Raw genomic sequence first — 18,048 nt, 5'->3', positions numbered from 1 at the left:
GGCGGCCACGTACTTCATGCCTTCGCGCACGATGGCCTGGGCCAGCACGGTGGCGGTGGTGGTGCCGTCACCGGCGTTGTCGCTGGTCTTGGAAGCGACTTCCTTGACCATCTGGGCGCCCATGTTCTGGAGCTTGTCCTTGAGTTCGATCTCTTTCGCGACCGAGACACCGTCCTTGGTGACGGTGGGGGCACCGAACGAGCGCTCGAGCACCACGTTGCGGCCCTTGGGGCCCAGGGTCACTTTGACTGCGTTGGCCAGGATGTTCACACCCTCGACCATGCGGGCGCGCGCTTCGCCGCCGAAAACCACGTCTTTAGCTGCCATGTTTGGCTCCTTCAATACGAATCAGGGGGAGGGATTACTTCGTGACGACCGCGAACAGGTCGTCTTCCTTCATGACCAGCAATTCCTTGCCGTCGAGCTTGACGGTCTGGCCGCTGTACTTGCCGAACAGGACGCGGTCGCCGACCTTGACGGTCAGTGCCTTGGTCTCGCCCTTGTCGTTGGTCTTGCCCGGGCCCACGGCGCGCACGATGCCCTGGTCGGGCTTTTCGGCGGCGGCGTCGGGAATCACGATGCCCGAAGCGGTGGTGGTTTCGCTGTCGACGCGCTCGACGATCACGCGGTCGGCAAGAGGCTGAAGGTTCATTGCATCTCCTGAATGGAAAAGAGGGCTAGGGAAAAGGGGGGTCCGGCACGGAGCCGGGACACGGGCGCGGATGTTAGCACTCAGCGCCAGCGAGTGCTAATGGTGGAGGCCGGGTCCGGGGTTTTCAAGGCGACGCCACACGGGCGCCCCTCAAAAGTGCGCCAGGTAACCGCCGTCCACTGCCACCACCTGCCCGGTGACGTAGCTGGCCGCATCCGAGGCCAGGAACACCGCGGCGGCAGCGATTTCCTCGGGGCGGCCCCAGCGGCCGATGGAGGTGCGCCGCTGCAGCCAGTCGGCCACGCCCGGGTCGTCCACCATGGCCGCGTTGGTTTCGGTGGCGAAGTAGCCCGGGGCGATGGCGTTGACCGTGACGCCGTGCGGCCCCAGTTCGGCCGCCAGCGCGCGGGTCATGGCCTCCAGTCCGCCCTTGCTGGTGGTGTAGGCCGCGTCGCCCGCGCGCGCCAGCGGGCCGGCGATGGAGGTGATGTTGATCAGCCGGCCATGGCCCTGGCGCCGCATGGGTTCGCTGGCTTCGCGACACAGATGCCAGGCGGCCACCAGGTTGGATTCGAGCATCTCGCGCAGGGCCTGGGCGGGCAGGGCCTGCAAGGGCTCGCGGCGGCGCTGGCCCACGGTATTGACCACGATGTCGAGCCGGCCGTCCTCGGCCAGCACGCGGGCGACGGCCGCGCTGGTGGCGGCGTGGTCGGTCACGTCGAAGGGCAGGGGGCGGGCGCGCGGGCCGATGGTCTCGGCCACGGCGCGCAGGGTGGCTTCGTCGCGGCCGCCGAGCCAGACGCGCGCGCCGTGCGCTCCCAGGGCCTGGGCGATGGCCCGTCCCAGGCCGCGCGCCGCGCCGGTGACAAGGGCGGTGCGCGCGCCGAGGTCGAACAGCGTGGCGGGAGAAGGCATGGCCGGGGATTATCCCGGCCATGCGCGACGGACCCTGGCCGCGCTCAGGCCGCCAGTGCGGCCATGGCCGATGCCGTGAACTCGGGCGCGTGCTCCGGGCCGTCGAAGGGCAGGGTGAAGTAGAAGGTGCAGCCGCGGCCCGGCGCGGTTTCGCACCAGATGCGGCCTTCGTGGCGTTCGATGATGCGCTGCGTCATCGCCAGGCCGGTGCCGTTGCCCTCGAAGTCCATCGAGTGGTGCTGGCGCTGGAACATGACGAACAGGTTGTGTGCCTTCTCCAGGTCGAAGCCTGCGCCGTTGTCGCTCACGTAGAACATGTGCCCGCCCACCGGGTTGGCCTTGCAGCCCACCTCGATGCGCGCTTTGGGGTGCTTGCGCGTGTACTTCACGGCGTTGTCGAGCAGGTTGCCCCAGGCCTGGGCCAGCAGCATGGCGTCGCCGCGCACCATGGGCAAGTCGGGGTCGATCACCCACTCGATCTGGCGCTGCGCGTTCTCCTGGCGCAGGTGCGCGACCACACCGTGCAGCAGCGGGCTCAGCGGCACGGGCTGCGATTCGATGGACACGCGGCCCAGTCGCGCGTACTCCAGCAGGCCCTCGATCATCTGGCTCATGCGCTTGGTCGACTTGCCGATCGACTGCAGGCACTGCTGGACCATGGCGTCCTCGGACTCGCCGAGCTGCTCGTTGAGCAGGCCGGTGAAGCTGGAGATGTGGCGCAGCGGCGCGCGCAGGTCGTGCGAGACCATGTGCGAAAAGACGTCGAGGTCCTTGTTCGCGGCCACGAGTTGGCGTGTGCGCTCGGCCACGCGCTTTTCCAGTTCGCGGTTGAGGTCGTTCATCACGTCCTCGAGGTTCTTGGCCGCGGTCATATCGCGCGTGATGCACGAGAGGCCGCGCAGTTCGCCCCGCTCGTTGCGCAGCGCGGTCACCACGGAGTGGGCCCAGAAGCGCGAGCCGTCCTCGCGCAGGCGCCAGCCGCGCGATTCCCATTGGCCGTGCGACTTGGCCAGGCGCAGCACCTGGGCCGGATCGACCTCGTCCTCGCCGGCGTTGTCGCTGCTCATCAGCACGGAGAAGCTCTGGCCCAGGATCTGCGGACGCGCGTGGCCGTGCAGGCGCTGCGCGCTCTCGGTCCATTCGGTGATGCGGCCGCCGTCGTCGACGAAATAGATGCAGTAGTCCTGCAGCGCGTCCACCATCAGGCGGTAGCGCTGTTCGCTTTCGTACAGCTCGGTGGTGCGCTCCTGCACACGCTCTTCCAGGTCGCGGTTGGCGTTGAGCACCAGCTCTTCGGTGCGGCGGCGCTCGCTGATGTCGTGCAGTTCGATGAACAGGCCCTTGACCTCGTTGCCTTGCTGGTCGGGGATGTAGTGGATCTCGAAGTAGCAGCGCTGGCCCGCGGCGTCCAGGCGCTCGGCTTCGAAGGTCTGGCGCTGGCCGCTGAGGGCGGCCGCCACGCGCGGCAGGATCTCGGGCAGCACGTCGGGGCGCACCACCTCGCTCAGGTGCGAGCCCACCATCTGCTCGGGCCTTTTGCCGTAGCGCGCCGCGTGCGCCAGGTTGGCGAAGCGGCACACCAGGTCCTTGTCGTAGTAGGCCAGGCGCGCGGGGATGCGGTCGGTCACCCCACGCAGCAGGGCTTCGGTGGGGGACGCGGCGGTGGCCGTCGCCGCCACGGGTTCGGGCGCGGGCACCACCAGGCTGCTGCTGTGCAGGAAGTGGCCGTCGGCGTCGAGCACGGCCGAGGAGGTGAGGCGCGCGCGGAACACGCTGCCGTCGGCGCGGCGCAGGCTAAGGTCGAGCGTCTGGGGTTCACCGGTCTGGCGCAGCAGGTCCAGGTGCAGGCGCACCTGCTGCTGGCTGCCGTGGTCGGCGGGCTCGAACACGCCCGACAGGGCGTGGGCCGGCGCGTCGGCGTGGCCGAGCCAGCGCAGCAGCGTGCCGTTGGCGCGCAGGCAGTGCAGCTCGGCGTCCAGCGCGATCAAGCCGCAGGGGGCATGGTCGAACAGGCCGGCAGCGCTGTCGCAGGCAGGGCCGGTGAGGGGCAGGTCGATCTCCATGGAGGCTCCGGTACGGTTGACTCGGCGAAAGGGTTCCTTGCCGGTAGATATCGGATGCCAAACGGAAAAATTCAGCCAGTCCGCTCAGCAACAGCGGGGTGTTTCCGGCGCATTTCTCCACGAAAAAGCCCCGCGGGCTCTCGCCGGCGGGGCTTGGTGTGAAGTGTTTTGGCTTACTTCAGGCCGGCCGCTGCACGCAGCGTGGCGGCTTTGTCGGTTTTTTCCCAGGTGAACTCGGGCTCTTCCCGGCCGAAGTGGCCGTAGGCGGCGGTCTTGCCGTAGATCGGGCGCAGCAGGTCGAGCATCTGGATGATGCCTTTCGGGCGCAGGTCGAAATGCTCCTGCACGAGTTGGGCGATCTGCTCGTCGGGGATCACGCCCGTGCCTTCCGTGTAGACCGTGATGTTCATGGGACGCGCCACGCCGATGGCGTACGCGACCTGGATCTGGCACTGGCGCGCCAGGCCGGCCTTGACGATGTTCTTGGCCACGTAGCGCGCGGCGTAGGCGGCCGAGCGGTCCACCTTGGACGGGTCCTTGCCCGAGAAGGCGCCACCGCCGTGCGGGCAGGCACCGCCGTAGGTGTCCACGATGATCTTGCGGCCGGTCAGGCCACAGTCGCCCTGCGGGCCGCCGATGACGAAACGGCCGGTGGGGTTGATCAGGTACTTGGTGTCCTTGAGCCACTCCTTGGGCAGCACCGGCTTGATGATCTCCTCGATGATGGCTTCGTTGAAGCTGGCCTTCATCTTGGTGGGCGTCTCGCTCTGGTCGGGCGAGTGCTGGGTGGAGAGCACCACGGTGTCGATGCTGTGCGGCTTGCCATCGACATAGCGCATGGTCACCTGGCTCTTGGCGTCGGGGCGCAGGAAGGGCAGGCGGCCGTCCTTGCGCAGCTGGGCCTGGCGCTCGACCAGGCGGTGCGCGTAGTAGATGGGCGCGGGCATGAGCTCGGGCGTCTCGTCGCAGGCGTAGCCGAACATCAGGCCCTGGTCGCCAGCGCCGGTGTTCAGGTGGTCGTCGGAGGCGTGGTCCACGCCCTGGGCGATGTCGTTGGACTGCTTGTCGTAGCAGACCATGACCGCGCAGCCCTTGTAGTCGATGCCGTATTCGGTGTTGTCGTAGCCGATGCGCTTGATGGTGTCGCGCGCGACCTGGATGTAGTCGACGTGGGCGTTGGTGGTGATCTCGCCGGCCAGCACCACGAGACCGGTGTTGGTCAGGGTCTCCGCGGCCACGCGGCTGCGCGGGTCCTGTTCGAAGATCGCATCGAGGATGGCGTCGGAGATCTGGTCCGCCACCTTGTCGGGGTGGCCTTCGGACACGGATTCGGACGTGAAGAGGAAATCGCTCGCCATTTAAACTCCTGAGGTTGCTTGATCGGCGTTGCCGGTCTCTCAAAAGTCGGCGAACGCTTTAGCGGTATTTGTGAATCGCCCCGCAATCAGTTCATCAACTCGGCGATCGCCCGATTCTAGTGCAGCCGCCGACGCCGCCACCCCTTCCTTGGCCACGCTGATCCGTCTTTTCTTCACACTCGGCAGCCGTTTGCCCTTGCCCGTGCTGCACGGCGCGGGGGTGCTGCTGGGCTGGCTGAGCTTCCTGCTGTCGCCGCGCTACCGGCGCCGCCTGCTGGCCAATGCCCGGCTGGCCGCCCTGCCGGGCGGCGTGGCCTGGCGCTCGGTGGCCGAGTCGGGCAAGCTCGTGACCGAACTGCCCCGGCTCTGGCTGGGGGCGCCGGTGCCGGTGCGCTGGGACGGTGCCGAGCACATCGAGACCGCCATGGCGGCCGGGCGTGGCCTGCTCTTCCTCACGCCGCACCTGGGCTGTTTCGAGATCACGGCCCAGGCCTACGCCGCGCGCTTCGGCGGCCAGCGGCCCATGACCGTGCTGTTTCGCCCCTCGCGCCAGCCCTGGCTGCGCGAACTGGTGGACCACTCGCGCGAGCGGCCCGGTCTGCGCACGGCGCCCACCACGCTGTCGGGCGTGCGCCAGTTGGTGCAGGCGCTCAAGTCGGGCGAGGCCGTGGGCTTGCTGCCCGATCAGGTGCCGCCCAAGGGTCTGGGCGTCTGGGCGCCGTTCTTCGGGCGCGACGCCTACACCATGACCCTGTCGGCCCGGCTGGCGCGCTCGGCCGACACCCAGGTGCTGCTGAGCTGGGGTGAGCGCCTGCCCTGGGGCCAGGGTTACGTGGTGCACGTGCGGCCGCTGGCCGAACCGCTGCCGGCCGATCCTCAGGCAGCGGCCCGCGCCGTCAACGCGGCCATGGAATCCCTGGTGCGAGAATCGCCCGCCCAGTACCTGTGGTCGTACGACCGCTACAAGCAGCCGCGCTGATGCCGTCTTCCACCCCGTCCCCCGCACCCGCGCCAGACACCGTGCCGAGGGCCAGCCTGAGCAACCGGCTGGGGCTGGGCCTCATGCGCCTGCTGGCTCGTTTGCCCTTGTCGTGGGTGCGCGCCCTGGGCTGGGCGCTGGGCACCGCGCTGCACGCGGTGGCCACGCGGCGGCGGCGCATCGCGCGCACCAACTGGGCCGCCTGCTTTCCCGATCACTCCGAGGCCGAGCGCGACGCCGCCATCCGGCGCCACTTTGTCTATTTCGCCCAGGCCTGGCTGGACCGCAGCTGGCTCTGGGAGGCGCCGGGCCACGTGGTCAAGCAGCGCCTGCTGCTGCGCGGCGACCTGGGCGTGCTCGAGGGCCAGGCACCCACCGTGATCTTCGCGCCGCATTTCGTGGGCATGGACGCGGGCTGGACGGCGCTGACCGCGCACCTGCCGCGTCGCTTCTGCGGCCTGTACGCCGAGCAGCTCAACGCCGACGTGGACCGCTGGATGGCCGAAGGCCGGCAGCGCTTCGGCCATCCGCACGTGGTGGGCAAGCGCCAGGGCTTGCGCGCGCTGGCCACGGCCCTGCGCGAGGGCCTGCCGCTGTACCTGTTGCCCGACATGGACCATGGCGAGCGCGACGCCGTTTTCGTGCCCTTCTTCGGCGTGCCGGCGGCCACGCTCACCTCGCTGCCGCGCCTGGCGCGCCTGGGCGGGGCGCAGGTGGTGCCGGTGACGGCGCGGCTGGTGCCCGATGGTTACGAGGTCACGGTGCACTCACCCTGGGTGGACTACCCCACTGGCGACGTGACCGCCGACACCGCCGAGATGAACCGCCGGCTGGAGGGCTTCATCGCCGACATGCCCGAGCAGTACTACTGGGTGCACAAGCGCTTCAAGACGCGCCCGCCAGGCGCGCCTCCTTTCTACCTGTTCTAGTGGAGAGGCGCCGTCAGGCGCTCAATCCAGTGCGTCCGGTTCGGCCTCGCCGGGATCGAGGCCGTTGCCTTTCTCGCCGCCACCGTCGTCGGTCGGCTCATGGCTCCAGCGCCACAGCAGCGTGGCCACCTCGTCCAGTCCCTGCTTCTTCAGCGCCGAGAACAGCCGCGCCTCGCCGCCGGCCGACTGCAGCTTGGCGATCGCCAGGGCCTTGTTGGCCTCGGTGCGGGTGAGCTTGTCGGCCTTGGTGAGCAGCAGCAGGAACTTCAGCCCCTGCTCCACCCGCGGGCGGATGGCTTCCAGCAGTGTCTCGTCGAGTTCGGTCAGGCCCAGGCGCGGGTCCACCAGCAGCACCACGGCTGCCAGGTTGGGCCGCGTGAGCAGGTAGTTGGCCATGACGCGCTGCCAGCGCAGCTTGGCTTCGCGCGGCACGGCGGCGTAGCCGTAGCCCGGCAGGTCGGCCAGCACCGCGTCGGTGATGCCTTGTTTGCCCAGCGAGAACAGGTTGATGGCCTGCGTGCGTCCGGGCGTCTTGGAGGCGAAGGCCAGGCGTTTTTGCTGGGTGAGGGTGTTGATTGCCGTGGACTTGCCCGCGTTCGAGCGCCCGACAAAGGCGATCTCGGGCACCTCCAGGGCCGGCAGGTGCTCCAGTTGCGGTGCGGTGGTGAGGAAGCGGGCGGTGTGCAGCCAGCCGTGCGCGAGGCGGGGATCGCGGCCAGGGTCCGCAGTAGGGTCGTGGGTCATTGGGAACCAGGTTGGGGGTGCATTGTAAAATCCGGCGGTTTTGTCCAGCCGAACATCGATTCGGCCCCCACGTATCCGTCGACCGCAACGACAGCCCGACATGAAATTGCATGCCTCCCTCCTGGTCGCTGCCGCGGCCGCCGCCCTGTCCCTGAGCGCGAACGCGCAGTCGGCCAAGCCCGACCTGGCCAAGGGCGCCGCCTCCTACGGCGCCGTGTGCGTGGCCTGCCACGCCGCCGACGGCAACTCGACCACGCCGGCCAACCCCAAGCTGGCGCAGCAGCACCCCGAGTACCTCGTCAAGCAACTGCAGGAATACAAGTCCGGCAAACGCAAGAACGCCATCATGCAAGGCATGGCGGCCTCGTTGTCCGACGACGACATGCGCAACATTGCGTACTGGCTGGCCTCGCAGAAAGCCAAGGAAGGCTTCGCCTCCGACGCCGATCTGGTGAAGCTGGGCGAGCGCATCTACCGTGGCGGCCTGGCCGACCGCGGCATCGCCGCCTGCGCGGGCTGCCACAGCCCCAACGGCGCGGGCATTCCTTCGCAGTTCCCGCAGCTCGCCGGCCAGCACGCCGACTACACCGACACGCAGTTGCGCCACTTCCGCGACGGCACGCGCGCCAACAGCGCCCAGATGACTGGCGTGGCCGCCAAGATGACCGACCGCGAAATCAAGGCGGTGTCCGACTACATCGCCGGCCTGCGCTGAGCGCCGCGCGGCCCGTCCGCGCCCTCGGCCCGATCGGGATATAAGCGCCAGTTGATGTTTGGCCCCACAATGCGGCCCGCCCTCTGGTGAATTGAACCGCCGGCCTCGAATCCCATCTGAACAGGGCGCTTTCCGCTTCGGGACGCGCCTTTTTTTCTGCCCCCACGCTCCGTCATGACCGTCTCCACCCAAGGTTTGCAATTGCGCTCCGTCTCGCGGCGGTTGAGCGACTGGGTCGAGTTGCTGTCGTCGATGCGCTTTGCTATTGCCCTCCTGGTCGTCCTGTGCATTGCGGCGGTCATCGGTACGGTGGTCAAGCAGAGCGAGCCCTTCAACAACTATGTCAATCAGTTCGGCCCTTTCTGGGCTGATGTGTTCTTGGCGGCCAAGCTGTACACCATTTACAGCTCATGGTGGTTTCTGCTGTTCATGGCCTGTTTGGTGACGAGCACCAGCCTGTGCATCGCCCGCAACACGCCCAAGATCCTGGTCGACCTCAAGGCCTACAAGGAAAACATCCGCGAGCAAAGCCTCAACGCCTTTCCGCACAAGGCACAAGGCGAGCTGGCCGAGGCCCCCGAGGCCGCGGCGAACCGCATGGGCCAAGCCCTGCTGGGCGCGGGCTGGAAGGTAAAGCTGCAGTCGCGCGAAACGCCCCAGGGCGTGGGCTGGATGGTGGCCGCCAAGACCGGCGCGGCCAACAAGTGGGGCTACATCGCAGCGCACAGTGCCATCGTGTTGATCTGCGTAGGGAGCGTGCTCGACGGCGACCTGATGGTGCGCGCCCAGACCTGGTTCAACGGCAAGCAGATCTACGAAGGCGGCGGCCTGATCGCCGACGTGCCGGCCCAGCACCGCCTGTCCACCAGCAACCCCACCTTCCGCGGCAATCTGCTGGTCACCGAAGGCACGGCGTCCAGCACGGCGATCCTCACGCAACCCGGTGGTGTTCTGCTGCAGGAGCTGCCGTTCTCGGTGGAACTCAAGAAGTTCATCGTCGAGTACTACGACACCGGCATGCCGCGCCTCTTCGCCAGCGAGATCGTGATCCACGACCGCGAGACCGGCGAGCAGAAAGAGGCGCGCGTGGAGGTGAACCACCCGGCCTTTCACCGCGGCGTCGCCATTTACCAGTCCAGCTTCGACGATGGCGGCTCCCGGGTGAAGCTCAAGGCCGTGCCCATCAATGGCCACGCGCGGCCGTTCGAGGTGGAAGGCAACATCGGCGGCTCCACCGAGCTCAGCAACGGCGATGAGAAGCTCGGTCTCGAGTTCACCAGCCTGCGCGTCATCAACGTGGAGAACTTCTCCGCCACCGGCGGCGGGGCCGACGTGCGCAAGGTCGACCTGCGCGAGTCCATCGAAAGCCGTCTGGGCGCCGCGCACAAGACCGTGACCGAGAAGACCCTGCGCAACGTGGGTCCCAGCGTGACCTACAAGCTGCGCGACGCGGCGGGTCAGGCCGTGGAGTACCACAACTACATGCTGCCGGTCGAGCTCGACGGCCAGCGCGTGTACCTGCTGGGCCTGCGCGACACGCCGCAGGAAAGTTTCCGCTACCTGCGCGTGCCGGCCGACGAGAACGACAGCCTCGATGGCTTCGTGCGGCTGCGCGCTGCGCTCGACGACCCGGCGATGCGCGCCGAGGCCGTACGCCGCTACGCCGCGCAGTCGGTGGAGCCGGGGCGTGCCGACCTGGAGCAAGCCCTGGTGGCCTCGGCCTCGCGGGCGCTGGCGCTGTTCGCGGGTGCGGAGCGCGTGACCGCGGTGGCCGATGCGGCCAACGGCGCGAATGGCGCTGCCGGTGGCAACCCCAAGGGCGGCCTGCAAGCCGTGGCCGCGTTCCTGCAGGCCAACGTGCCCGACACCGAGCGCGAGCGCGCCGGCGATGTGCTGGTGCGCATCCTCAACGGCACCCTGTTCGAGCTGCTCCAGCTCAGCCGAGAGAAGGCGGGGCTGGCGCCGCTGCCGCGCGACGAACCTGCCCAGCGCTTCATGACCCAGGCCGTGATCAGCCTGTCGGACACCTTCTTCTACCCGGCGCCCCTCACCTTCCAGCTCGCCGACTTCACGCACGTGCAGGCCAGCGTGTTCCAGGTGGCGCGCGCGCCGGGCAAGACCGTCGTCTACCTCGGCTGCCTGTTGCTCATCATCGGCGTCTTTGCCATGCTCTATGTCCGCGAGCGCCGCCTGTGGGTCTGGCTGGCGCCGGCCGGGCAGGGCGCGCAGGCCAGCATGGCCCTGTCCACCAACCGCAAGACGCTGGACGCCGACCGCGAGTTCGACCAGCTCAAGACCCGATTGCTCTCCAGGTGACCGCATGAACACCACCACCGCTTCCCAGACCATCGAGCTCAAGAAGACCCGGGCCGGCGCCGACGCGGCCCCGGGCTATTTCGCGCGCCGCGACCGCTGGGACTGGCTGTTCGCCGCCTTCGTGCTGGCCGGCGCCGTCTGGGCCTTCATGCGGTACGGCGGCGCGATGGACGTGTACGAGAAATGGATCCTCGCCGGCGCCGTGCCCAGCGTGGTGTGGCTGGGCTGGTTCTGGCGCCCGCTGCGCCTGCTGGCGGCGGCGGTCGCGGTGTTCGCGCTGCTGGCCATCTGGCTGTACCAGGCACCCGGTGGCGGCGCCGATCTGGCGCGCGGCGATCAGGTCTTCCTGCTCAAGTACTTCATCTCCAGCCAGTCGGCCATCCTGTGGATGAGCGTGCTGTTCTTCATGAGCACGGCCTTCTACTGGTTGGGCATGTTCACGCGCGCGGGCGATACCTTCGAGGCCCTGGGCTCGCGCCTGGCCTGGGTGGCGGTGGGCCTGGCGCTCATCGGCTCCCTCGTTCGCTGGTACGAGAGCCACCAGATCGGCCCCGGCATCGGCCACATCCCGGTCAGCAACCTCTACGAGGTGTTCGTGCTGTTCTGCTGGCTCACGGCGGCCTTCTACCTGTATTACGAAGACCAGTACGGCACGCGCCGCATGGGCGCCTTCGCCATGCTCATCGTGAGCGCGGCCGTGGGTTTCCTGCTCTGGTACACCGTGGTGCGCGAAGCGCACGAGATCCAGCCCCTGGTGCCCGCGCTTCAGAGCTGGTGGATGAAGCTGCACGTGCCGGCCAACTTCATCGGCTATGGCACCTTCGCCATCGCCGCCATGCTGGCCTTCGCCTACCTCATCAAGCAGAGCGCGGGCGAGACGCGCTGGTACAAGCTGGCGCCGCTGTGGTTGCTGGGCGTGGTGCTGTGCTTCGAGCCGCTGGTCTTCCGCCAGGGCGCCACCGAGCGGGGTGGCGTGTACTGGTTCGTTTACTTCGGCGTGTCGGCGCTCATCGTGGGCGGCATTCTGTCGGTGCGTGGGCGCATCGCGGCGCGCCTGCCGGCATTCGAGGTGCTCGACGACGTGATGTACAAGGCCATCGCGGTCGGCTTCGCCTTCTTCACCATCGCCACCGTGCTGGGCGCCCTGTGGGCGGCCGAGGCCTGGGGCGGCTACTGGAGCTGGGACCCGAAGGAAACCTGGGCGCTGATCGTCTGGCTCAACTACGCGGCGTGGTTGCACATGCGGCTGATGAAGGGCCTGCGCGGCACCGTGGCCGCCTGGTGGGCGCTGGTGGGTCTGGTGATCACCACCTTCGCCTTCCTGGGTGTCAACATGTTCCTCTCGGGTTTGCACAGCTACGGCGAACTCTGATTCCGGAACCGCGTAAGGTTTCGGCGGATCACACGACTGACGGGTCAGCGGGCGCGGCATCCTTCGCGCCCGCGCTCTTTCGGGGAACACGGCCATGATCATCCGAACCGACCGGGACGGTTTCGTCCACCCGCGCAGCAGCGAGATCACCTCGCGCAGCGCCTATCTGCAGCGCCGGCAGTGGCTGGCTGGCCTGGCCGCCGCGGGCGTGGCCTGGGCCTCGCGCGACGCCTGGGCCCAAGGTGCGTCGCGCCCCGGCAAGCTGGCGCCGCTGCCGGGCAAGGCGTCCACGGTGGCGGGCGCCAACACGATGGAGAAGGCCACCAGCTACGAGGACGCCACCAGCTACAACAACTTCTACGAATTCGGCACCGACAAGAGCGACCCGGTGGCCAACGCCGGCAAGCTCAAGCCGCGCCCGTGGACGGTGGAGGTCGAGGGCCTGGTGAACAAGCCGGGCCGCTTCGACATCGACGCGCTGCTCAAGCTGGCCCCCATGGAAGAGCGCATCTATCGCCTGCGCTGCGTCGAGGGCTGGTCGATGGTGATTCCCTGGCAGGGCTATTCGCTGGCCGAACTCATCAAGCGCGTGGAGCCGCAGGGCAGCGCCAAGTACGTGGAATTCGTGACCTTGGCCGACCGGCAGCAGATGCCCGGTCTGCGCTCCAATGTGCTGGACTGGCCCTATCTGGAGGGCCTGCGCATGGACGAGGCGCAGCACCCGCTCACCTTGCTGGCCTTCGGCATGTACGGCGAAGTGCTGCCCAACCAGAACGGTGCGCCCCTGCGCCTGATGGTGCCCTGGAAGTACGGTTTCAAGAGCGGCAAGTCCCTTGTGAAGATCCGCTTCGTCGAGCAGGCGCCGCGAACCTCGTGGAACCTGGCGGCGCCACAGGAATACGGCTTCTTCTCCAACGTCAACCCGACGGTGGCGCACCCGCGCTGGAGCCAAGCCACCGAGCGACGCATCGGCGAAGGCAGTGGCCTGTTTGCCAAGCGCCGCGAGACGCAGATGTTCAACGGCTACGAAGTCCAGGTGGGCCAGCTCTACGCGGGCATGGACCTGCGCAAGTTCTACTGAACATGATGAGCCCCCACGCGCCGCCGCTGCGCGGGTCGTTGCCCCCGAGTGGGCTGATGCGGCTTGGGGCGGCCCTGCGCCGGATCCCATGAGCCGAGCCGCGGTTCAGCGGGCCTTGTTGCACCCGCTGGCCAAACCCCTGGTGTTCACGGTCTGGCTGCTGCCGTTCGCCTGGCTGGTCTGGGCCGCGGTGGCCGACCGCCTCGGCGCGAACCCCGCCGAGGCGCTGATCCGTTCCCTGGGCGACTGGACCTTGCGCGCCCTGGTGCTCGTGTTGCTGGTGACGCCGCTGCGCGTGGCGCTGGGTTGGCCGGCGCTGGCGCGCTTTCGGCGCATGCTGGGCCTGTTCGTGTTCTTCTACGCCACGCTGCACTGGCTAGCCTACGTCTGGTTCGACATGGGCTTCGACTGGGCCGAGGTGGTCGCCGACATCCCCAAGCGCCCCTTCATCCTGGTGGGCACGCTGGCCTGGCTGATGCTGCTCGCGCTGGCCGCGACCTCGTTCAACCGCGCCATCCGCGCGCTGGGAGCGTCGCGCTGGCAGCGCCTGCACCGGCTGGTATACGCGGTGGCCGGGCTCGCGGTGCTGCACTTCTTCTGGATGCGCGCGGGCAAGAACGACTTCAATGAAGTGGCCGTGTACGCGGCCATCCTGGCCACGCTGCTGGGCTGGCGCGTCTGGCGACGCTGGCGTGCGCCTCAGGGCAGCGGCGTTTCCAGCCGCATCTGATCGGCGGCCGTTTCGCGCTGGCGGATCACCGTGGCCTGGGCGCCGTCGACCAGCACCTCGGCCGCGCGCCCGCGCGTGTTGTAGTTGCTGGCCATGCTCATGCAATAGGCGCCCGCGGACAGCACCGCGAGTACGTCGCCCGGTTGCACCGCCAGCTCACGGTCGCGGCCCAGCCAGTCGCCGCTTTCGCAGACCGGACCCACGACGTCCCAGGTGAGCGGGGGGGCGTCGGCGCGTGGGCGAACCGGTTCGATGCGGTGGTAGGCCTGGTACATCGCGGGACGCGGCAGGTCGTTCATGGCCGCGTCCACGATCAGGAAGTTCTTGTGCTCGCCGGGCTTCTGGTAGAGCACCTCGGTGAGGCACACGCCCGCGTTGCCCACGATGGAGCGGCCCGGCTCGATCATGATCTGGCGGTCGCCGAAGCCGCGCGCATCCAGACGCTGCAGCAGCTTCGCCCACAGTTCGTCGGCGGCGGGTGGCGTGTCGCCGCGATAGTCGATGCCCAGGCCACCGCCGAAGTCGATGTGCTTGAGGCGCAGGCCCGTGCGTTCGATGGCCTCGACCAGATCGAGCACGCGTTCGAGCGCGTCCAGGTAAGGCCCGGCCTGCGTGATCTGCGAGCCGATGTGGCAATCGATGCCGACCACTTCGAGGCCCGCGCAGGCGGCCGCCTGGCGGTAGGTGTCGATCACCTCGCCGTGCGCGATGCCGAACTTGTTGTCTTTCAGGCCGGTGGAGATGTAGGGGTGTGTCTGCGCGTCCACGTCGGGGTTGACGCGGATGCTCACGCGCGCGCGCTGGCCGGTGGCGCGTGCGACCTCATCGAGCACGGCCAGTTCGGCGCGACTCTCAACGTTGAAGCAGCCGATGCCGACTTCGAGCGCTTGGCGCATTTCGGCGCGCGTCTTTCCCACGCCAGAGAAGATGATGCGTTCCGGCGGACAGCCGGCCGCGAGCGCGCGCGCCAACTCGCCGCCCGAGACGATGTCGAGTCCGCAACCCGAGCGCACCAGCGTCTGCAGAATGGCCAGCGATGAGTTGGCCTTCATGGCGTAGCAAATGAGGTGCGGGCGGCCCGCCAGGCCTCGCTGGTACGCGCCAAGGGCCTGCAGCATGGCGGCCTTGCTGTAAACGAAGAGCGGGGTGCCGTGGGCCCGGGCCAGGGCGTCGAGGCTCAGGTCCTCGACATGCAGTTCACCGTGGCGTTGCGTCAGGTAGGCGGGCAGGGGCATTGGCGGGCTTGGGTGTGGACTCGGGGGTGTTGGCGGGTGGCAGGTACAGCGGGCCCCGCTGGCCGCACGCCACCAAGCCCGACAGAACCAGCGACAAGGCCATGACCCGAGCGGGGCCGAAGCAGGAACCTAGAATGCGCAGCCACCCAAACATCCTGCGCATTGTAATGACCGACCTCGAATACCAGGATCGCGCCGAGGCCCTGTTGCGCGCCATCGAGCTGAACTGCGACCGCATCAACGAAGACACCGACGCGGACATCGACAACCAGCGTGTGGGCGGCATGATCACCCTGACCTTCGCGAACCGGAGCCAGATCGTCATCAACCTGCAGAAGCCCTTGCACGAGGTATGGATGGCCGCGCGCGCTGGAGGCTTTCACTACAAGCACGACGGGCGCGCCTGGATGGACACCAAGGGCAATGGTGAATTCTTCGCCAACCTCTCGCGCTACGCGAGTGAGCAGTCGGGCGAGGCGCTGAGCTTCAGTTCCTGAACAGGTCGAGGATGCTGCGCCGGTTCTCCACCGGCGGCAGCGGCGCCGGCACAGGCACACCGTTGGGATCGACCGGCGTGCCACCGGGGGCGCCTGGCCACGGATCGGCCAGGCCCAGGCCGTGCACTCCATTGCCGGGGCCGTACTCTTCGTAGTACCACTCGCCGCCGATGTTGACCACGCCCGGCGGCGCGCTGTAGGTGGTGACGGGCACGTCCTTGAGCATCTCCTGCATGAAGGAAATCCACATCGGCAGGGCCAGGCCGCCACCGGTTTCGCGGCTGCCAAGGTTGCGCGGCGTGTCGTAGCCCACCCAGGCCGCGGCCGCGAGCGTCGGCTGGTAGCCCACGAACCAGGCGTCCACCGCGTCGTTGGTGGTGCCGGTCTTGCCGTACAGGTCGGGCCGCTTGAGGGTGGCCTGCGCGCGCGCGGCCGTGCCTGAGCGGGTGATCTCCTGCAAGAGGCTGTTCATGATGAAGGCGTTGCGCGGCTCGATCGCGCGCGGCGCGTTGTCCAGCGTGGTCTGCGGGGCCTCGAACAGCACGCGGCCACGTGAATCCGTCACGCGCGTGATGAGCACGGGCGACACACGGTGCCCGCCGTTGGCGAACACCGAATAGGCCGTGACCATCTGCAGCGGCGTGACGGCACCGGCGCCCAGGGCCATGGTGAGGAAAGGCGGGTGCTTCTCCGCGTCGAAGCCGAAGCGCGTCACCCAACTCTGGGCGTTCTGCGTGCCCACCAGTTGCAGCACGCGAATGGACACCATGTTCTTCGACTTCGCCAGCGCGCGCCGCACGGACATCGGGCCATCGAACTGCCCGTCGTAATTCTTGGGCTCCCAGGGTTTGCCACCGGTTTCCGCGGCGGAATAGAAGAGCGGTGCGTCGTTGACCACCGTCATCGGCGTGAGGCCCTTTTCCAGGGCGGCGGAATAGACGAAGGGCTTGAAGCTCGATCCCGGTTGCCGCCAAGCCTGCGTGGCGTGGTTGAACTTGTTCTTGTTGAAATCAAAGCCACCGATGATCGCCGCGATGCGGCCGTTGCGCGGATCCAGGGCCACGAAGGCGGACTCCACCTCGGGCAGCTGCGTCACGCGCCAGGACTTGTCGCCCACCTTCACTATGCGCACCACTGCGCCCGGACGCAGCTTGATGTTGGGCCCGGCCTTGTCCGACAGCCCGCTCTGCACCGGCTTGAGGCCTTCACCGGTGATTTCGATCGGCTCGCCGTCCTGGCGCATCACCACGACCTTGCGCGCACTCGCCTCCAGGACCACCGCCGACAGCAGATCGCCGTTGTCGGGACGTTCCGCGAGGGCTTCGTCGATGGCCGTGTCGCGCTCCTGAGGGTTGTCTGGCAGATCGATGAACAGTTCGGGACCGCGGTAGAACTGCCGGCGTTCATAGTCCAGCACGCCCTGGCGCACCGCGCGGTACGCAGCCTCCTGCGCGCGCGGATCGATGGTCGTCGACACCACGAGTCCTCGCGTGTAGGCGGCTTCTCCGTACTGGGCCACGATCGCCTGGCGCACCATTTCCGCGGCAAACTCCGCGTGCAGGCCTTCGTCCTGTGCGCCGCGGTGCAGCTTGATCTCCTGCGCCTTGGCCTGTTCCGCCTGCTCGGGCGTGATGAAGCCGTTCTCCACCATGCGATCGATGATGTACAGCTGGCGCGCGCGGGCGCGCTTGGGATTGCGCACCGGGTTGTAGGCCGAGGGCGCCTGCGGCAGGCCCGCCAGCATCGCGGCTTCGGCGATGGTCACGTTCTGCAGCGGCTTGCCGAAGTAGATCTGCGACGCCGAGGCGAAGCCGTAGGCCCGCCGACCCAGGAAGATCTGGTTCATGTAGATCTCGAGGATCTGCTCCTTGGTGAGCATGTGCTCCAGCTTGAACGTGAGCAGCACCTCGTAGATCTTGCGCGTGTAGCTCTTCTCCGCCGACAGGTACACGTTGCGCGCCACCTGCATGGTGATGGTCGACGCCCCCTGGCTCTTGGCTTCCCGCAGGTTGGCCAACGCAGCCCGCACCATGCCGCGGTAGTCCACGCCGCTGTGCTCGAAGAAACGTGCGTCCTCGATGGCCAGCACCGCGTTCTTCATCACATCGGGGATCTGGTCGATCGTCAGCAGGTTGCGTCGCTCTTCGCCGAATTCGCCGATGAGTTGCCCATCCACCGCGAGCACGCGCAGGGGAAGTTTGGGGCGGTAGTCGGCCAGACCGGTGACGTCGGGCAGGTTGGGATAAGCCACCGCCAAAGCGATGCCGACCGCCACCAACAAGGCTGCAACACCCGCAGCCGCCAGTCCGGCTACAGCCACCACCAAGCGACCGATCCAGATGAGTGTGCGAGGAGCCGCAGATACTGCCTTCGCAGTGCCTGCTTGAGAGGACTTGGATTCTTGGGGCATGCGAACTGGAACTGAAACGTCCCGCATTTTAGAAGTCGGTCTGGACGCCGAC

Annotated in this window: 17 protein-coding genes; 8 read left to right on the top strand and 9 right to left on the bottom strand. The window is 68.0% G+C overall.

What is annotated here, in order from left to right; genetic code table 11:
- From VLG41_RS02800 to metK, 5 genes are all read right to left on the bottom strand, one after another.
- A partial coding sequence (locus tag VLG41_RS02800) for a TCP-1/cpn60 chaperonin family protein (RefSeq protein ID WP_325347880.1) occupies positions 1 to 327 on the bottom strand: 327 nt, incomplete at its 3' end.
- 34 nt (positions 328 to 361) lie between these two features.
- On the bottom strand, positions 362 to 652 hold the full coding sequence (locus VLG41_RS02795; protein WP_325347879.1) for a co-chaperone GroES: 291 nt from the start codon (positions 650 to 652) through the stop codon (positions 362 to 364).
- Positions 653 to 802: 150 nt separating this feature from the next.
- Entirely contained in the window at positions 803 to 1,567 is a 765-nt protein-coding gene (locus VLG41_RS02790) for an SDR family oxidoreductase (protein ID WP_325347878.1), read from the bottom strand.
- A 44-nt stretch (positions 1,568 to 1,611) separates the two neighbouring features.
- Entirely contained in the window at positions 1,612 to 3,630 is a 2,019-nt protein-coding gene (locus VLG41_RS02785) for a PAS domain S-box protein (protein WP_325347877.1), read from the bottom strand.
- 173 nt (positions 3,631 to 3,803) lie between these two features.
- Positions 3,804 to 4,988, bottom strand: a complete 1,185-nt coding sequence (gene metK / locus VLG41_RS02780) for a methionine adenosyltransferase (protein ID WP_325347876.1) — start codon at positions 4,986 to 4,988, stop codon at positions 3,804 to 3,806.
- A 148-nt stretch (positions 4,989 to 5,136) separates the two neighbouring features.
- Here metK and VLG41_RS02775 point away from each other — a divergent pair, with 148 nt between their 5' ends.
- Both VLG41_RS02775 and VLG41_RS02770 read left to right on the top strand, forming a co-directional pair.
- On the top strand, positions 5,137 to 5,967 hold the full coding sequence (locus tag VLG41_RS02775) for a lysophospholipid acyltransferase family protein (protein ID WP_325347875.1): 831 nt from the start codon (positions 5,137 to 5,139) through the stop codon (positions 5,965 to 5,967).
- Positions 5,967 to 6,896 carry a lipid A biosynthesis acyltransferase gene (locus VLG41_RS02770; RefSeq protein ID WP_325347874.1) on the top strand — a complete coding sequence of 310 codons (930 nt, stop codon included), beginning with the start codon at positions 5,967 to 5,969 and terminating at the stop codon, positions 6,894 to 6,896. The genes VLG41_RS02775 and VLG41_RS02770 overlap by 1 nt, the downstream gene beginning before the upstream one ends.
- Before the next feature lie 21 nt (positions 6,897 to 6,917).
- On the opposite strand, the gene yihA is transcribed toward VLG41_RS02770, so the two are convergent.
- The gene (gene yihA, locus VLG41_RS02765; protein WP_325347873.1) at positions 6,918 to 7,640 is read right to left on the bottom strand and encodes a ribosome biogenesis GTP-binding protein YihA/YsxC; all 723 of its coding nucleotides are present in this window, start codon (positions 7,638 to 7,640) and stop codon (positions 6,918 to 6,920) included.
- A gap of 100 nt (positions 7,641 to 7,740) precedes the next feature.
- Here yihA and VLG41_RS02760 point away from each other — a divergent pair, with 100 nt between their 5' ends.
- From VLG41_RS02760 to VLG41_RS02740, 5 genes are all read left to right on the top strand, one after another.
- Positions 7,741 to 8,355 (top strand): c-type cytochrome, encoded by a 615-nt coding sequence (locus VLG41_RS02760; protein ID WP_325347872.1) that lies wholly within the window; start codon positions 7,741 to 7,743, stop codon positions 8,353 to 8,355.
- A gap of 174 nt (positions 8,356 to 8,529) precedes the next feature.
- Positions 8,530 to 10,671: a cytochrome c biogenesis protein ResB gene (locus tag VLG41_RS02755; RefSeq protein WP_325347871.1), complete on the top strand. Its 2,142-nt coding sequence runs from the start codon at positions 8,530 to 8,532 to the stop codon at positions 10,669 to 10,671.
- A gap of 4 nt (positions 10,672 to 10,675) precedes the next feature.
- Positions 10,676 to 12,043 carry a c-type cytochrome biogenesis protein CcsB gene (gene ccsB / locus VLG41_RS02750; RefSeq protein ID WP_325347870.1) on the top strand — a complete coding sequence of 456 codons (1,368 nt, stop codon included), beginning with the start codon at positions 10,676 to 10,678 and terminating at the stop codon, positions 12,041 to 12,043.
- Positions 12,044 to 12,137: 94 nt separating this feature from the next.
- Complete coding sequence (gene msrP, locus VLG41_RS02745; RefSeq protein ID WP_325347869.1) at positions 12,138 to 13,124, top strand: protein-methionine-sulfoxide reductase catalytic subunit MsrP; 987 nt, start codon at positions 12,138 to 12,140, stop codon at positions 13,122 to 13,124.
- Positions 13,125 to 13,212: 88 nt separating this feature from the next.
- Positions 13,213 to 13,854 (top strand): protein-methionine-sulfoxide reductase heme-binding subunit MsrQ, encoded by a 642-nt coding sequence (locus tag VLG41_RS02740; RefSeq protein WP_325347868.1) that lies wholly within the window; start codon positions 13,213 to 13,215, stop codon positions 13,852 to 13,854.
- Here VLG41_RS02740 and lysA read toward each other — a convergent pair.
- Together lysA and lptM are read right to left on the bottom strand one after the other, a co-directional pair.
- A complete protein-coding gene (lysA, locus tag VLG41_RS02735; RefSeq protein WP_325347867.1) occupies positions 13,824 to 15,089 on the bottom strand; it encodes a diaminopimelate decarboxylase in 1,266 nt (421 codons plus the stop codon). The genes VLG41_RS02740 and lysA overlap by 31 nt on opposite strands.
- A complete protein-coding gene (gene lptM, locus VLG41_RS22825; protein ID WP_414652424.1) occupies positions 15,052 to 15,192 on the bottom strand; it encodes an LPS translocon maturation chaperone LptM in 141 nt (46 codons plus the stop codon). Before lptM ends, lysA begins: the two co-directional genes overlap by 38 nt.
- A gap of 64 nt (positions 15,193 to 15,256) precedes the next feature.
- Between lptM and cyaY the strand changes: the two genes are divergently transcribed.
- Positions 15,257 to 15,586: an iron donor protein CyaY gene (cyaY, locus tag VLG41_RS02730; RefSeq protein ID WP_291019513.1), complete on the top strand. Its 330-nt coding sequence runs from the start codon at positions 15,257 to 15,259 to the stop codon at positions 15,584 to 15,586.
- Here the strand turns inward: cyaY and VLG41_RS02725 are convergent.
- The gene (locus VLG41_RS02725) at positions 15,576 to 17,996 is read right to left on the bottom strand and encodes a penicillin-binding protein 1A (protein ID WP_325347866.1); all 2,421 of its coding nucleotides are present in this window, start codon (positions 17,994 to 17,996) and stop codon (positions 15,576 to 15,578) included. The two genes, cyaY and VLG41_RS02725, sit on opposite strands and share 11 nt — an antisense overlap.
- Between the last annotated feature and the right edge of the window lie 52 nt (positions 17,997 to 18,048).

Source organism: Hydrogenophaga sp. (assembly GCF_035481345.1).
Lineage (GTDB): Bacteria > Pseudomonadota > Gammaproteobacteria > Burkholderiales > Burkholderiaceae_C > Hydrogenophaga.
Note: the sequence above shows the minus strand (reverse complement) of the source record. Positions and strands in the feature narration are given on the sequence as shown.

Coding starts and splice junctions, on each gene's coding strand:
- VLG41_RS02790 (WP_325347878.1), bottom strand. CDS start 1,567: ATGCCTTCTCCCGCCACGCTGTTCGACCTCGGCGCGCGCACCGCCCTT.
- VLG41_RS02770 (WP_325347874.1), top strand. CDS start 5,967: ATGCCGTCTTCCACCCCGTCCCCCGCACCCGCGCCAGACACCGTGCCG.
- ccsB (WP_325347870.1), top strand. CDS start 10,676: ATGAACACCACCACCGCTTCCCAGACCATCGAGCTCAAGAAGACCCGG.
- VLG41_RS02785 (WP_325347877.1), bottom strand. CDS start 3,630: ATGGAGATCGACCTGCCCCTCACCGGCCCTGCCTGCGACAGCGCTGCC.
- VLG41_RS02725 (WP_325347866.1), bottom strand. CDS start 17,996: ATGCCCCAAGAATCCAAGTCCTCTCAAGCAGGCACTGCGAAGGCAGTA.
- VLG41_RS02755 (WP_325347871.1), top strand. CDS start 8,530: ATGACCGTCTCCACCCAAGGTTTGCAATTGCGCTCCGTCTCGCGGCGG.
- yihA (WP_325347873.1), bottom strand. CDS start 7,640: ATGACCCACGACCCTACTGCGGACCCTGGCCGCGATCCCCGCCTCGCG.
- cyaY (WP_291019513.1), top strand. CDS start 15,257: ATGACCGACCTCGAATACCAGGATCGCGCCGAGGCCCTGTTGCGCGCC.
- lptM (WP_414652424.1), bottom strand. CDS start 15,192: ATGGCCTTGTCGCTGGTTCTGTCGGGCTTGGTGGCGTGCGGCCAGCGG.
- metK (WP_325347876.1), bottom strand. CDS start 4,988: ATGGCGAGCGATTTCCTCTTCACGTCCGAATCCGTGTCCGAAGGCCAC.
- VLG41_RS02740 (WP_325347868.1), top strand. CDS start 13,213: ATGAGCCGAGCCGCGGTTCAGCGGGCCTTGTTGCACCCGCTGGCCAAA.
- VLG41_RS02795 (WP_325347879.1), bottom strand. CDS start 652: ATGAACCTTCAGCCTCTTGCCGACCGCGTGATCGTCGAGCGCGTCGAC.
- msrP (WP_325347869.1), top strand. CDS start 12,138: ATGATCATCCGAACCGACCGGGACGGTTTCGTCCACCCGCGCAGCAGC.
- VLG41_RS02760 (WP_325347872.1), top strand. CDS start 7,741: ATGAAATTGCATGCCTCCCTCCTGGTCGCTGCCGCGGCCGCCGCCCTG.
- lysA (WP_325347867.1), bottom strand. CDS start 15,089: ATGCCCCTGCCCGCCTACCTGACGCAACGCCACGGTGAACTGCATGTC.